We start from the raw sequence: 13949 nt of genomic DNA, 5'->3' as shown, positions 1-13949 counted from the left end.
TCCCGGCGCGTCCGGGCCGCGCGGGCTACGCGGAGTCGGCGCCGCCCCGTGCCGCCGAGCGGATCTCCAGCCCGCCCTGGTCGTTGCGGTCGACCTCGAAGCTGTAGGTCTCGCGGGTCATGCGTCCGCTCGACGTCGTGAACTCCAGGACCGCGCGGGCCGAGGTGCCCTCGACCTGCACGTCGCCCGCGCTCACCGACGTGATCCCGCTCCAGAACCGCTGGTAGCCGCCGTAGCCCCCGGAGGCCTGGCGGGCGTCGCCGGAGAGCAGCGCCCACGCCCCGGGGATGTCCCCGGGCAGGCTCGCGTAGTACGCGGTGACCGTGGCGCGGGTGTCCTCCTCGGTGACGGGGGCGTCGGGGTCGCCGTCCGGAGGCAGCGCCTCCGCCGTCGTCGGGCTGCCCGGCGAGAGCGGTGCACCCGCCACCGGCGGCACGGTCTCCGTGCTCGGCGCCGTGACCGGCGCGTCCTCGGTGGTCGTCGGGGCGGTGGCGGGCGCGGCGATCGCGGGGCGCGGCGTCGTGCCCGGCCGGTCGGCGGCGGCCAGGGCGGCGCCGACCCCGGCGGCGAGCACCACCGCGGACGCCGCGACGACCGCGAGCACCCGCCGACGACGGCGGCCGGCAGCGCGGGTCGACGGTGCCGTCGCGGTGCCGGTCACGGGCGCCAGCGGGAACCAGCCGTCACCGGTCCCCTCGTCGGACGCGCGGGCGGACCGGTCGTGCGGTGCGGGGCCGCTCGCGTCCGGGGAGGTCGGGGGGCCGGCCACGACGGGCCGGCGGCCGCCGACGTCGGCGGTCGAGGGGTCGCCGGGCTCCTCGGGCGTCGGGACGGGGCCGGGCGGGGTCACCGCGGGCGCCGGGAGGGCCGAGTCGGCCGCGGCCAGGGCCGCGCGGGCCTCCAGCGCGGAACGCAGCAGGGCCGTGTCGGGCCGGTGGCGGGCCTCGAGACGCAGCATGGCCGAGAGCGGGCGGCCCAGGACGCCGGCCCGCGTCGCGGGGCGCAGCCGCCCCTCGGCCATCGCGTGCAGCACGGCGAGGGTGTTGTCGAGGCGGCCGCAGACCAGCTCGTTCTCGACGGCGGCGTAGAGCGTCGCGCCGAGGGAGAACACGTCGGAGGCCGGGGTCGGGTCGCCGCCGCGGGCGACCTCGGGGGCGAAGTAGCCGGGGGTGCCCGCGACCAGCCCGCCGCCGGTCGCCGTGGTGTCCCACGACGCCCGGGAGACCCCGAAGTCGGTCAGCTTGGCGATGCCGTCATCGGTGATCAGCACGTTGCCGGGCTTCACGTCGCCGTGGACGATGCCCGCCTCGTGCACCGCCGAGAGGGCGTCGGCGATCTGCGCGCCGATCCGCGCGACCTCGGTCGGCGGCAGCGGCCCACGCTCGGCGAGGACCGCCGCGAGCGACCGGGACGGCAGGTACTCCATGACGATCCAGGGCATGGAGTCGTGCATGACGACGTCGAACACGGCGATCGCCCGCGCGTGCACGACCCGGCCGGCGATCCGGCCCTCGCGCATCGCCCGGGCCCGGGCGGCCCGCAGCTCGGCCTCGTCGCCGTCCCGCGGCGGCGTCAGCTGCTTCACCGCGACCGTCCGCCGCAGTCGGCGGTCCCACGCCGACCACACGACGCCCATCGCCCCGGCACCCAGGCACTCGCCCACACGGTACCGCCCGGCGAGCACCGTGCCCTCGACCTGCGGGTCGGGGGTGACCGGGTCGCGGTCGTGCAGGGTGCTCGGCTGGCGGTCGGCGCTCACCCGCGACGTGCGGTCGTGGGGTGCGGGCTCATCCATGGCTGTCGTGGCCGTCCTCGTCCTCGGTCGGTGAGAAATGCCGGGTGGGGGTTGTCCACGGACCGGCCGGGCCGAGACGTGATCGACGCGACAGCGTCGGTCACAGCGTGGCGATCAGCCGGTCCACCCGTTCGTCCACCGCCCGGAACGGGTCCTTGCACAGGACGGTTCGTTGGGCCTGGTCGTTCAGTTTGAGGTGGACCCAGTCCACGGTGAAATCACGTCCGGCGTTCTGCGCCGCCGCGATGAAGTCCCCGCGGAGCTTCGCGCGGGTGGTCTGCGGCGGGGTGTCCTTCGCCGCCTCGATCTCGCCGTCGTCGGTGACCCGGTCGACCAGGTCCTTGCGCTGCAGCAGGTCGAACACGCCGCGGCCGCGTCGGATGTCGTGGTAGGCGAGGTCGAGCTGCGCGATGCGCGGGCTGGACAGGCCCAGGTCGCCCCGCTTGCGGTACCGCTCGACGAGCTTGTGCTTGATCGCCCAGTCGATCTCGCGGTCGATGAGGGTGAGGTCCTGGCGCTCGACGGCGTCGAGGGTGCGGCCCCAGAGCTCGAGCACGCGGTCGGTCACCGGGTCGCTCCCCCGGCGCGCGACGTGCTCGACGGCGCGCTGGTGGTACTCGCGCTGGATGTCGAGGGCGCCGGCCTCGCGGCCTCCGGCGAGCCGGACCGGCCGCCGGCCCGTGAGGTCGTGGCTGATCTCGCGGATGGCGCGGATCGGGTTGTCCAGCGTGAAGTCCCGGAACTGGACCCCCTGCTCGATCATCTCGAGCACCAGGTGGGTGGTGCCCACCTTGAGCAGGGTGGTGACCTCGCTCATGTTCGAGTCGCCGACGATGACGTGCAGCCGGCGGTAGCGCTCGGCGTCGGCGTGCGGCTCGTCGCGGGTGTTGATGATCGGCCGGCTCCGGGTGGTGGCCGACGACACGCCCTCCCAGATGTGCTCGGCCCGCTGCGAGAGGCAGAACACGGCACCGCGCGGGGTCTGCAGGACCTTGCCCGCGCCCGCGATGAGCTGGCGGGTGACGAGGAAGGGCAGGAGCACGTCGGCGATGCGGGAGAACTCGCCGGACCGGCCGACCAGGTAGTTCTCGTGGCAGCCGTAGGAGTTGCCGGCCGAGTCGGTGTTGTTCTTGAACAGGAAGATGTCGCCGCCGATGCCCTCGTCGGCGAGGCGGCGCTCGGCGTCGAGCAGCAGGTCCTCGAGGATCCGCTCGCCCGCCTTGTCGTGGGCGACCAGCTGCTCCAGCGAGTCGCACTCCGCCGTCGCGTACTCGGGGTGCGACCCGACGTCGAGGTAGAGCCGCGAGCCGTTGCGCAGGAAGACGTTCGACGAACGCCCCCACGACACCACCCGTCGGAACAGGTACCGGGCGACCTCGTCCGGGGACAGCCGACGCTGACCGTGGAAGGTGCAGGTCACACCGAACTCGGTCTCGATGCCGTAGATCCGCCGCTGCATGGGCTCCAGCCTAAGCCCCCGAGGCCGCTCGCGGCTGCCCTCGACACCGGGCCGTAGGGTCAATGCCCATGCTTCCCCGGCGACGCGCACGCCGCGCGAAGGCTGTCTTCCGAACGGGCCTGCGGCAGAGCCGCCGATCGCTGCGGCCGGTGGGCGCGCTCGACCGGCGGGTGACCGAGTCGATCGGCGAGTTCCCGCTCTCCCGGGTCGACGACGCCCTGCTCACGCTGACGCGCTCGGCCAACCACTCCGGCCTCTGGTTCGCCGCGGCCTCGCTGCTGGCGGGCCTGGGCACCCGGAAGACCCGCCGGGGTGCGCTGCGCGGGGTGTTCGCGATCGGGCTGGCGAGCTTCGCGTCCAACGCGGTGCTCAAGCCGCTCGTGCCGCGTCGGCGGCCCGCGGCGGACCTGCTGCCGCCCTCCCGCTCCCTGCCCGACCGGCCCACCTCGTCGTCGTTCCCCTCCGGGCACTCGGCGTCGGCGTTCGCCTTCGCGCTCGGGGTCGGCCTGGAGAGCCCCCGCGCCGGGGCCGCCCTCGCCCCGCTGGCGGCCACGGTCGCCTACTCCCGCATCCACGTCGGCGTGCACTGGACCAGCGACGTCGCGGTCGGCTCCGCGGTGGGGGCGGCGGCCGCGCTGCTCACCCAGCGCTGGCTGCCGCGGCGACCCGTCGACGAGGCGATCGCGCGGCCGTGGCTCGACGCGCCGCACCTCGAGCAGGGCGACGGGCTGTCCATGGTGGTCAACATGGGCTCCGGGCGACCGGGGGTGGACCCGGCGGAGGAGATCGCGGCGGCCCTCCCGAAGGCCACCCTCGTCCGGCTCGAGCCCGGCGACGACCTCCTGGCGCGGCTGCAGGAGGCGGCGGCGACGCCCGGGACGGCGGCGCTCGGCATCGCGGGCGGGGACGGCTCGGTCGCCGCGGCCGCGCGGATCGCCGAGGACCTCGACCTGCCGCTGGCCGTGATGCCGGCGGGAACGCTCAACCACTTCGGGCGCGACGTGGGCGTCTACGACCTGCAGGAGGTCGTCGACGCGACCGGGGCGGGCGAGGCGGTCGCGGTCGACGTGGGCGAGCTGCGCGTGTACTCGGCGTCGACGGGGCCCGCCGGTGGCGAGCGCGTCGTGTTCGTCAACACCGCCTCGTTCGGCGGCTACCCGGACATGGTGCGGCTGCGCGAGAAGTGGGAGAAGCGCTGGGGCAAGTGGCCGGCCGCGTCCGCCGCCCTCGTGGCGGTGCTCGTCTCCGCCAAGCCGATCCGGTGCCGCATCGACGGCCGGGAGACCTCGATCTGGATGCTCTTCGTCGGGAACGGTCCCTACGCCCCCGCCGGCATGACGCCCGCCTACCGGCCGCGGCTGGACACCGGGCTGCTCGAGGTGCGCTACCTGCGCGCCGACCGCCGCTTCTCCCGGGCGCGCGCGATCGTCGGGCTGCTCCTGGGCACGCTCGGGCACATCCGCACCTACGTCGAGCACACCGCCCGCACCCTGGACGTCGAGCTGCTCGACGGCCCGCTGGAGGTGGCCACGGACGGTGAGGTGATGGTCGCGGGCGAGCGGCTGGTCTTCTCCGTCGCCGACCACCCCGTGCCGGTCTACCGCCGGGACGAGACCCGTTGGCCGGAGCGCGCCACCGCCTGGTGATGGTCCCGGCGACCGTGCGTCACCGGCACTGACCGAGCGAACGGCACTCCCGCGCACCGAGAAGCTGCGAGAGTGCCGTTCGCTCGATGGGATTCAGGCGTCGGCGCCACCGGCGCCCGAGACCTCGTCGCCCGCGCCCGTGTCGCCGGCGGCGTCGTCCGCGGCCGGCTCCGTCGTGGGCAGGAGCGCCGAGAGCGCGGCACCGGTGATCCGGCGGAAGGACCGCCGGGGCCGGCGGGTGCGGTCGAGCAGGGCGACCTCGAGGGAGTCCACGCCGAGGGTGCGGTCCTCCGACGACGAGCCGTTCTGCGCCTGCAGCGCGTCGAGCGCGGTCCGCAGGGCGCCCTGCGTGTCCAGCGACGCGTCGTAGGAGGACTTCAGCGCCGTCGAGATGGGCTCGGTGGTGCCGCCCATGACGACGAACTGCGGCTCGTCGGAGATCGACCCGTCGTAGGTGATGCGGAAGAGCTGGTCGGAGTCCGCGTTCTCCCCCAGCGCCGCGACGCACAGCTCCACCTCGAACGGCTTCTGCTGCTCGATGAAGCTCGCGCCGAGGATGTTCGAGTAGGCGTTGGCGAGGGCCCGGCCGGAGACGTCGCGCCGGTCGTAGGAGTAGCCCTGCACGTCGGCCCAGCGGACGCCGGCACGGCGGAGGTTCTCGAACTCGTTGTAGCGCCCGACCGCGGCGAAGCCGAGCTGGTCGTAGATCTCGGAGATCTTGCGCAGCGACTTCGAGCGGTTCTCCGCGACGAACAGCACCCCGTCCGCGCAGCTCAGCACCACCACGCTGCGACCGCGGGAGATGCCCTTGCGGGCGAGCTCCGAGCGGTCGCGCATCAGCTGGTCGACCGACGCGTAGAACGGCATCGTCATGGCGGGGAGGCTCCCTCTTCGGTGGCGTGGGGTCGGTCAGGGCGGGGCGACGGGGAATCAGCTGGTCGCGCGCTCGCGGCGGCCGGCGACCACGGCCTCCGCGACGCCCTGGACCTCGTCGGCGGGCAGCTGGACCGCGCCCTGGGCGTCGATCGCCACGACGATCGGGAAGATGTTGCGGACGGTGTCGGGGCCACCGGTCGCCGAGTCGTCGTCGGCGGCGTCGTAGAGCGCCTCGACGGTGTTGCGGACCGTGGTGTCGCGGTCGGCGGACACGTCGTGCAGCTTCTTCAGCGAGGACCGGGCGAACAGCGAGCCCGAGCCCACCGCGGCGTACCCGCCGTGCTCCTCGTAGCGGCCGCCGACGACGTCGTAGGACACGATCCGGCCCGCGCGCGCCGGGTCGACGGCGTCGAGGTCGTAGCCCGCGAAGAGCGGGACGTAGGAGAGCCCCTGCATGGCCGCGCCGAGGTTGCCGCGGATCATCGAGGCGAGGCGGTTGGACTTGCCGTCGAAGGTGAGCCCGACGCCCTCGAGCTTCTCGTAGTGCTCGAGGTCGACCGCGAACAGCCGGATGGCCTCGACGGCGAGCCCGGCGGTGCCCGCGATGCCGGCCGCCGAGTAGTCGTCGGTGATGTAGACCTTCTGCATGTCCCGCTGGGAGATCAGGTTGCCCATCGTCGCCCGCCGGTCGCCGGCGATCACGACGCCCCCGTCGTAGACCGCCGCCACGATCGTCGTGCCGTGCGGCACGCCGCCCGCGACCTCGGGGGTCACCCCGCGCGCGGTCGGCAGGAGGTCCGGCCGGACCGTCGAGAGGAAGTCGACGAACGAGGAGGTGCCGGAGTCGAAGTACGCGGGGGCCAGCCCGTGGCTGCTCCTGGGGTCCATCGGCGGTCGTGGCTCCTCTGCTGGTGGTACCGGTACCGAGACGGCGCGGCGGGCCGGAACGTTAGTCCCGGCCCGCCGCTCGTGCACTGTCGATGCGCCGCGGTTCGCCCGCAGCGCAATGCGCCCTACTCGCCGCCCTTCTGGACGTACGCACGGACGAAGTCCTCGGCGTTCTCCTCGAGGACGTCGTCGATCTCGTCGAGGATGCTGTCGGTCTCCTCGCCGAGCTTCTCCCGGCGCTCCTGGCCGGCGGCGGTGGTGTCCTCGCCGCCGTCTCCGTCGTCGCCACCGCCCTGCCGCTGGGTCTGTTCCTGCGCCATGGCTGCCTCCCGGGACCGCTGTCGGTGCTGCTGGGTGCGACCCTACCTGCCCCGGGCCCGTCCCGATGTCAGGAACATCATCCGACTCCCCGTCGCGGCGCCCGCCCTAGCCGCGCGTGAGGGCCTCGACGAGCGCGGTGGCGTTCTCGGCGTTGTCGATGAGTTCGCCGACGTGCCCACGGGTGCCGCGCAGCGGCTCCAGCGTGGGGATCCGCACGAGCGACTCCCGGCCCAGGTCGAAGATCACCGAGTCCCACGACGCGGCCGCGACCTCGCTCGGGTAGCGCTCCAGGCACCGCCCGCGGAAGTAGGCGCGGGTGTCCTCCGGCGGGCGGGTCACCGCGGCGCGGACCTCCTCCTCGGTGACGAGGCGCTTGATCGACCCGCGGGTGACCAGCCGGTTGTAGAGGCCCTTGGCCTGCCGGACGTCGGAGTACTGCAGGTCGATCAGGTGGAGCTTCGGGGAGTCCCAGGGCAGGTTGTCGCGCTCCTGGTAGCTCTGCAGCAGCTTGAGCTTCGCCACCCAGTCCAGCCGGTCGGCGCAGCGCATCGGGTCGGCCTCGAGGTCGTCGAGGACCTGCCCCCAGATGTCCAGGGTCTCGCGGGTGACCTCGTCGACGTCGTCGCCCTGGGTCTCCTGCTCGTGCTTGACGGCCCGCTCGTAGTACTCGCGCTGGATCTGCAGGGCGGTCATCCGCTTGCCGTTGGCGAGGTCGACCTCGACCTGCAGCGTCGGGTCGTGGCTGATGCGGTGCACCGAGCGCACCGGCTCGAGCAGGCGCAGGTCGTCGAAGCGGACGCCGTCCTCGATCATCGAGAGCACGAGCGCCGACGTCCCGACCTTGAGGAAGGTCGAGTACTCGGAGAGGTTCGCGTCGCCGATGATGACGTGCAGACGGCGGTACTTGTCGGCGTCGGCGTGCGGCTCGTCGCGGGTGTTGATGATGCCGCGCTTGAGCGTGGTCTCCAGGCCGACCTCGACCTCGATGTAGTCCGCGCGCTGCGAGAGCTGGTAGCCGGCCTCGTCCCCGGAGGCCCCGAGCCCCACACGCCCCGCCCCCGTCATGACCTGGCGGGTGACGAAGAACGGGGTGAGGCCCGAGATGATGCTCGGGAACGGCGTCTGCCGGTTGCACAGGTAGTTCTCGTGCGAGCCGTACGAGGCGCCCTTGCCGTCGATGTTGTTCTTGTAGAGCTGGATCCGCCCGGTGCCCGGGACCACGGCCGCCTTCTCGGCGGCGTCCTCCATCACCCGCTCCCCCGCCTTGTCCCAGATGACCGCGCCGCGCGGGGTGGTCACCTCGGGGGCGGAGAACTCGGGGTGGGCGTGGTCGACGTAGAGCCGGGCGCCGTTGGTGAGGATGACGTTGGCGGCGCCGAGGTCGTCGAGGTCGCCGGTGTCCGGCGGCGGGCCGGCGCTCGGGCCGAGGTCGAAGCCGCGGGCGTCGCGCAGCGGCGACTCCACCTCGTAGTCCCAGCGGGCGCGGCGGGCCCGCGGGATGTCCGCGGCCGCGGCGTAGGCGAGGACGACCTGGGTGGAGGTGATGACGGGGTTCGCCGTCGGGTCGCCCGGCACGGAGATGCCGTACTCGATCTCGGTGCCCATGATGCGGCGCGCGGTCATGGGTCCGACCCTAGTTGGCTCCCGCCGCCGGTGCCGTCCTCGCCCGGCGCCAGAGCACCGTGAAGGCCAGCAGGGCGACCAGCGTGGCCCCGGTCATCGTCAGCCCCATCGGCAGCGCCGTGCGCCCGCCCCCGATCCCCACCAGCGGTGCCGAGAAGCCGCCGACGAGGAACTGCGCGGTGCCGAGCAGGGCCGAGGCGCTGCCCGCGTGCTCCGGGTGGTCGGCGAGGCTCAGGGTCGTCGCGGCCGGCAGCGCCGTGCCGACCCCGCAGACGGTGACGAACAGGCCCGGCACCACGCCCCAGACGCCGAGGCCGAGCGCCCCGGCGAGCACGGTGGACGAGCCGACGACGGCGATCGCGAGGCCGAGCGGGACCATCCGCTGCGGCCGGACCTTCTCCGCGCCGACCAGGCGCCCGGAGATCTGCACCGCGCTGACGATGCCGACGGAGTTCACCGCGAAGACGCCGCTGAACTCCTGGGGCGAGAGCCCGTAGAGGCCCTGCAGCACGAACGTCGACCCGGAGATGTAGGCGAACATCGCGGCGAAGCCGAAGCCCGCCGCCGCGACGCACGCGAGGACCCGGCCGTCGGCGAGCAGCACGCCGAACGCGTGCCGGGTGGTCCGCCACCCGCCGGTGCGGCGTCGGTCGGGTGGCAGCGTCTCGGGGACCGCGAGCAGCACGCCGACCAGCACGACCGCCCCGAGCAGGGCGAGCACGACGAACACCCCGCGCCAGGAGGTGAGCCGCAGCAGCTGGCCGCCCAGGACCGGCGCCACGATCGGCGCGACCCCGGACACGAGCATCAGCGCCGCGAACGCGCGGGCCGCGGCAGGTCCGTCGTAGAGGTCCCGGACGACGGCGCGGGCCAGCACGATCCCCACGGCGCCGAACAGGCCCTGCGCCAGCCGCAGGGCCACGAGGGTCCCGACGTCGGGGGCGACGGCGCAGGCCGCCGACAGGACGACGAAGCCGACGGCGCCGACGATCATCGGCCGGCGTCGGCCCAGGACGTCCGAGAGCGGCCCGGCGACGAGCTGCCCGACGGCGAGGCCGACCACGCACGCCGTGAGGGTCAGCGCCACCAGGGAGGCGGACGCCTCGAGCTCGACCGCGATCGCCGGGAGCGCGGGGAGGTAGGTGTCGATGGAGAGCGGGGCCGCCGCGGTCAACGCCCCGAGGACGACCGTGCGGGCGGCGCTCCCCCGGGTCCGGTCCTCCCGGTCCCGGTCCCGGTCCCCGCTCACCGCCGGTCGTCGACGACGGCCGGGGATGCCCCGTCGTCGGGAACAGCCAGCCAGCGCAGCAGGTGCTCGTGGATCCGCGGGTCGTTGAGCAGGTGGAAGTGGTGCGACGACGGCAGCGTCTCGACGTCGGCGATCGCGCCGCGCGCGGAGTCCACCGGGACGAGCAGATCGCCGAGGATGTTGGCGAGCGGGTGGTGGGCGTTCGAGGTGAGGCACGCGGCGACGCCGTGGTGGCTCGAGGACGCCAAGAGGGGCACGTCGGTGTCGGAGACCCCGGCGACGAGGTCGCGGATGCCGGCCGAGCGCCGGTCGAGGAACTCGCCCCAGGTCCGCGAGCGCGCCCAGCGGGACAGCTGCGTCGCGAGCTGGTCGACGCGGTGGGCCAACGGCGCACCCTCGTGCGGGGAGCCGAGGTAGACCATGCGGCGCACCGCGTGCACCCACGGTTCACCGGCGAGCACCGCGGCGTGGCAGGCGTGGCGCAGGACGAGCCCGCCCATGGAGTGGCCGACGAGGTCGAGCCGCTCGATCTTCTCCGGCCAGGCGTCGAACACCTCGCCGAGCAGCACCGAGAGCGCGGCGCCGTTGTGGGCGATGCGCATGCCGGTGTTGTAGCGCAGCAGCAGCGGCACCGCTCCGACCGCGGAGGCGATGCGCTCGGCGTAGCCCTCCCCCGCACTGTCCTCGTCGGCGAGCCGCCAGGCGTGCTCGGTCTCCCCCAGGCCGTGCACGAACAGCACGACGTGGGACAGGTCCCGCTCCGGGTGGTCGGCGACCCGGATGTCGTCGAGCCGCAGCTGGGCGTGCGGGTCGATGCCGTCCTCGGGGTCGCCGACGGTGGAGGTGTAGAGGGCCATCGGGACGGCGAGGTCGTTGTCGAGGGCCACCATGTGGTCCCCGACGAGGCCGTTGATGGCGCCGGTCAGCACCGCACCCGCCGGGCGCGACGTGATCGGGGTCCAGTCGGCCTTCCCGGACGCCTCGCGGTAGACCTCCGCAGCGAGCCCGATCCCGCGGCCCGCGGCGTGCCCGAGCCCGCGGACGGCGGAGTAGACGCCGGCGGAGATGCCGTCGTGCAGCATCTGCGCGGGCTTCGAGGCCGGGCCCAGGCCCGCCTTGCGCAGGGTGGCGAACACCGTGTCGGAGATGGCGCGGTGGGTGCCCTCGACGGGGCGGGAGATGATGTCGACGGCCTCGGACGCGACACCGGCCGCCCCCCGGACCTCGTTGCGAGGTGCGGGAAGCGGCCGGTGCTGCTCGTCCGTCATGGGGGTGACGGTACCCGGTACTACAGGTACTGGCCCGTGTTGGACGCGGTGTCGATCTCCTTGCCCTGCGTCGAGCCCTTGCCGGTGACGAGCGTGCGGATGTAGACGATCCGCTCGCCCTTCTTACCGGAGATCCGGGCCCAGTCGTCGGGGTTGGTCGTGTTGGGCAGGTCCTCGGACTCCGAGAACTCGTCCACCACGGCGTCGAGCAGGTGCTGCACCCGGAGACCGGACTGCTGGCTCTCCAGGTGCGACTTGATCGCGTACTTCTTGGCCCGGCCGACGATGTTCTCGATGACCGCGCCGGAGTTGAAGTCCTTGAAGTACAGGACCTCCTTGTCCCCGTTGGCGTAGGTGACCTCGAGGAACCGGTTGTCGTCGGTCTCGGCGTACATCCGCTCGACGACCCGCTCGATCATGCCGTCGAGGCACGCCTGGCGGTTGCCGCCGAACTCGGCGACGTCGTCCTCGTGGACCGGCAGCCCCTCGATGAGGTACTTGCCGAAGATGTCGATCGCCGACTCCGCGTCGGGACGCTCGATCTTGATCTTCACGTCGAGCCGGCCCGGCCGCAGGATCGCGGGGTCGATCATGTCCTCGCGGTTGGACGCACCGATGACGATGACGTTCTCGAGGCCTTCGACACCGTCGATCTCACTGAGCAGCTGCGGGACGATCGTGGTCTCCACGTCGGAGCTCACGCCGGACCCGCGGGTGCGGAAGATCGAGTCCATCTCGTCGAAGAACACGATCACCGGGGTGCCCTCGGACGCCTTCTCGCGCGCCCGCTGGAAGATCATCCGGATGTGCCGCTCGGTCTCGCCCACGAACTTGTTGAGGAGCTCGGGGCCCTTGATGTTGAGGAAGTGCGCCTTGATGTCGCGGCTGTCCTCGCCGCGCTGCTCGGCGACCTTCTTCGCCAGCGAGTTCGCCACCGCCTTCGCGATCAGCGTCTTGCCGCAGCCGGGCGGGCCGTAGAGCAGGACGCCCTTCGGCGGGCGGAGCTGGTACTCGCGGAACAGGTCCGCGTGCAGGAACGGCAGCTCCACCGCGTCGCGGATGGAGTCGATCTGCCGCGAGAGCCCGCCGATGTCGGTGTACGCGACGTCGGGGACCTCCTCGAGGACGAGCTCCTCGACCTCGGCCTTCGGCACCTTCTCGTAGGCGTAGCCGACCTTGGTGTCGACCATCAACGAGTCGCCGGGCTTGAGCTCCGGCGAGTCCGGGCCGAACAGCGAGTCGGCGAGGTGGATGACCCGTTCCTCGTCGGCGTGCCCGATGATCAGGGCGCGCGTGCGCGACCCGTCCTCCTCGGTGAGCACCTCGCGCAGCGAGCAGACCTCGCCGATGCGCTCGTAGTCGCCACCCTCGACGACGGTGAGCGCCTCGTTGAGTCGCACCGACTGGCCGCGCGTGAGTTCGCCGGCCTCGACGGCGGGGGACACGGCGACGCGCATCCTCCGGCCGGACGTGAAGACGTCGACCGTCTGATCCTCGTGGAGGGTCAGGAACACGCCGTAGCTCGACGGCGGCTGCGCGAGACGGTCCACCTCCTCGCGGAGCGCCACGAGCTGCGCCCGCGCCTCCTTGAGGGTGTCGGTGAGCTTGTCGTTGCGCTCGGTCAGTTGGGACACCCGCGCCGCCGAGTCCGCGAGCCGCTGCTCGAGGATCCGGGTGTGGCGCGGGGACTCGGTCAGTTTCCGACGCAGCAGGGCGACCTCTTCTTCGAGGAATCGCACCTGCGCGGCCATGTCGGCCGCACCGCGTTCGCGGCCCTGGTCGGATCGGCCCCTGGGGTCGTCGTTCATGCTCACGGCGCCCTCCTCCCGCTACTCCGTGGCGTCACCGTACCCGTGAATCCGGGTGTCCGTGGAGTAGCGAGCCGGTGACGGACTTCTCGCGTCGTTCCCTTGCTTTTGTCACCGAGCGTGCTTCTTGCGGGTTCAGACGTGTGCTACCGGCTCCGGGTGGGGCGACGCTGCACGCGCGGCGGGGTGACCCCGTCGGCGAGCCTCCGGGCGGTCACGAGGAACGCGGTGTGCGCGATCATGCGGTGCTCCGGGCGCACCGCCAGGCCGACGCTGTGCCACGGCCTGACCAGCGATTCCCACGCCTGGGGCTCGGTCCAGCCGTTCTGGTCGCGCAGGGCCTCGGTGAGCGTCGAGAGCTGGGTGGTGGTCGCGACGTAGCCCACCAGTACCCCGCCCGGAACCAGGACGTTCCGGACGGTCTCCAGCTGCTCCCACGGTGACAGCATGTCGAGCACGACCCGGTCGAACGTGCCCGTGGCCTCCGCCATGTCACCGAGGTGGAGGTGCCAGTTCGACGGGTGCTCGCCGAAGAAGCGGAGCACGTTGGCCTCGGCGTGCTCGAGGTGGTCGTCGCGGATCTCGTAGCTCGTGACCGTGCCCTCCGGGCCCACCGCGCGCAGGAGACTGCAGGTCAGGGCCCCGCTGCCGGCCCCGGCCTCGAGCACGTTCGCGCCCGGGAACACGTCGCCCCACATGACGATCTGGGCCGCGTCCTTCGGGTAGATCACCTGCGCGCCGCGCGGCATCGCCAGCACGTAGTCGGGCAGCAGCGGCCGTAGCGCGAGGTACGGCGTGTTGGCCGCGGAGTGCACGACGCTGCCCTCGGGCGCGCCGATGAGCTTGTCGTGGGCGATCGCCCCGCGGTGGGTGTGGTAGCTCTGCCCGGGCTCCAGGACGAGGCTGAAGTGGCGGCCCTTCGGGTCGGTCAGCTGGACCCGGTCCCCCGGGAGGAACGGCCCGGACCGGGCGGGCCCGCGCCGGTCGGTCTCCGTGTTCCCGACGGCGGGGCCGGT

Annotated in this window: 11 protein-coding genes; 1 reads left to right on the top strand and 10 read right to left on the bottom strand. The window is 73.2% G+C overall.

The features are described 5' to 3' along the window. Positions 1 to 25 precede the first annotated feature (25 nt). Together BJ983_RS08260 and pafA are read right to left on the bottom strand one after the other, a co-directional pair. Positions 26 to 1795, bottom strand: coding sequence for a serine/threonine-protein kinase (locus tag BJ983_RS08260; protein WP_179793373.1), 1770 nt, complete (start codon positions 1793 to 1795; stop codon positions 26 to 28). 100 nt (positions 1796 to 1895) lie between these two features. Then, positions 1896 to 3254, bottom strand: coding sequence for a Pup--protein ligase (gene pafA / locus BJ983_RS08255; RefSeq protein WP_179793372.1), 1359 nt, complete (start codon positions 3252 to 3254; stop codon positions 1896 to 1898). Between the two features lie 149 nt (positions 3255 to 3403). Here pafA and BJ983_RS08250 point away from each other — a divergent pair, with 149 nt between their 5' ends. Then, the gene (locus tag BJ983_RS08250) at positions 3404 to 4900 is read left to right on the top strand and encodes a bifunctional phosphatase PAP2/diacylglycerol kinase family protein (protein ID WP_343053890.1); all 1497 of its coding nucleotides are present in this window, start codon (positions 3404 to 3406) and stop codon (positions 4898 to 4900) included. Positions 4901 to 4993: 93 nt separating this feature from the next. On the opposite strand, the gene prcA is transcribed toward BJ983_RS08250, so the two are convergent. From prcA to BJ983_RS08210, 8 genes are all read right to left on the bottom strand, one after another. Then, complete coding sequence (prcA, locus tag BJ983_RS08245) at positions 4994 to 5773, bottom strand: proteasome subunit alpha (RefSeq protein WP_179793371.1); 780 nt, start codon at positions 5771 to 5773, stop codon at positions 4994 to 4996. A gap of 57 nt (positions 5774 to 5830) precedes the next feature. Further along, positions 5831 to 6664: a proteasome subunit beta gene (prcB, locus tag BJ983_RS08240; RefSeq protein WP_179793370.1), complete on the bottom strand. Its 834-nt coding sequence runs from the start codon at positions 6662 to 6664 to the stop codon at positions 5831 to 5833. A 125-nt stretch (positions 6665 to 6789) separates the two neighbouring features. Then, positions 6790 to 6984 carry a ubiquitin-like protein Pup gene (locus BJ983_RS08235; protein WP_179793369.1) on the bottom strand — a complete coding sequence of 65 codons (195 nt, stop codon included), beginning with the start codon at positions 6982 to 6984 and terminating at the stop codon, positions 6790 to 6792. Between the two features lie 106 nt (positions 6985 to 7090). After that, positions 7091 to 8608: a depupylase/deamidase Dop gene (dop, locus tag BJ983_RS08230; protein ID WP_179793368.1), complete on the bottom strand. Its 1518-nt coding sequence runs from the start codon at positions 8606 to 8608 to the stop codon at positions 7091 to 7093. Between the two features lie 10 nt (positions 8609 to 8618). Then, on the bottom strand, positions 8619 to 9857 hold the full coding sequence (locus tag BJ983_RS08225) for a multidrug effflux MFS transporter (protein WP_343053887.1): 1239 nt from the start codon (positions 9855 to 9857) through the stop codon (positions 8619 to 8621). Next, positions 9854 to 11125: an esterase/lipase family protein gene (locus BJ983_RS08220; protein WP_179793367.1), complete on the bottom strand. Its 1272-nt coding sequence runs from the start codon at positions 11123 to 11125 to the stop codon at positions 9854 to 9856. Before BJ983_RS08220 ends, BJ983_RS08225 begins: the two co-directional genes overlap by 4 nt. Before the next feature lie 20 nt (positions 11126 to 11145). Beyond that, a complete protein-coding gene (gene arc, locus BJ983_RS08215) occupies positions 11146 to 12933 on the bottom strand; it encodes a proteasome ATPase (protein WP_179797509.1) in 1788 nt (595 codons plus the stop codon). A gap of 146 nt (positions 12934 to 13079) precedes the next feature. Beyond that, complete coding sequence (locus BJ983_RS08210) at positions 13080 to 13865, bottom strand: tRNA (adenine-N1)-methyltransferase (protein WP_425484804.1); 786 nt, start codon at positions 13863 to 13865, stop codon at positions 13080 to 13082. Between the last annotated feature and the right edge of the window lie 84 nt (positions 13866 to 13949).

Origin of the sequence: Actinomycetospora corticicola (genome assembly GCF_013409505.1) — a bacterium.
Lineage (GTDB): Bacteria > Actinomycetota > Actinomycetes > Mycobacteriales > Pseudonocardiaceae > Actinomycetospora > Actinomycetospora corticicola.
Note: the sequence above shows the minus strand (reverse complement) of the source record. Positions and strands in the feature narration are given on the sequence as shown.

What these genes read in the sequence shown, in the direction of transcription:
- BJ983_RS08260 (WP_179793373.1), bottom strand. Translation starts at nt 1,795, where the DNA reads ATGGATGAGCCCGCACCCCACGACCGCACGTCGCGGGTGAGCGCCGAC.
- pafA (WP_179793372.1), bottom strand. Translation starts at nt 3,254, where the DNA reads ATGCAGCGGCGGATCTACGGCATCGAGACCGAGTTCGGTGTGACCTGC.
- prcA (WP_179793371.1), bottom strand. Translation starts at nt 5,773, where the DNA reads ATGACGATGCCGTTCTACGCGTCGGTCGACCAGCTGATGCGCGACCGC.
- prcB (WP_179793370.1), bottom strand. Translation starts at nt 6,664, where the DNA reads ATGGACCCCAGGAGCAGCCACGGGCTGGCCCCCGCGTACTTCGACTCC.
- BJ983_RS08235 (WP_179793369.1), bottom strand. Translation starts at nt 6,984, where the DNA reads ATGGCGCAGGAACAGACCCAGCGGCAGGGCGGTGGCGACGACGGAGAC.
- dop (WP_179793368.1), bottom strand. Translation starts at nt 8,608, where the DNA reads ATGACCGCGCGCCGCATCATGGGCACCGAGATCGAGTACGGCATCTCC.
- BJ983_RS08220 (WP_179793367.1), bottom strand. Translation starts at nt 11,125, where the DNA reads ATGACGGACGAGCAGCACCGGCCGCTTCCCGCACCTCGCAACGAGGTC.
- arc (WP_179797509.1), bottom strand. Translation starts at nt 12,933, where the DNA reads ATGAACGACGACCCCAGGGGCCGATCCGACCAGGGCCGCGAACGCGGT.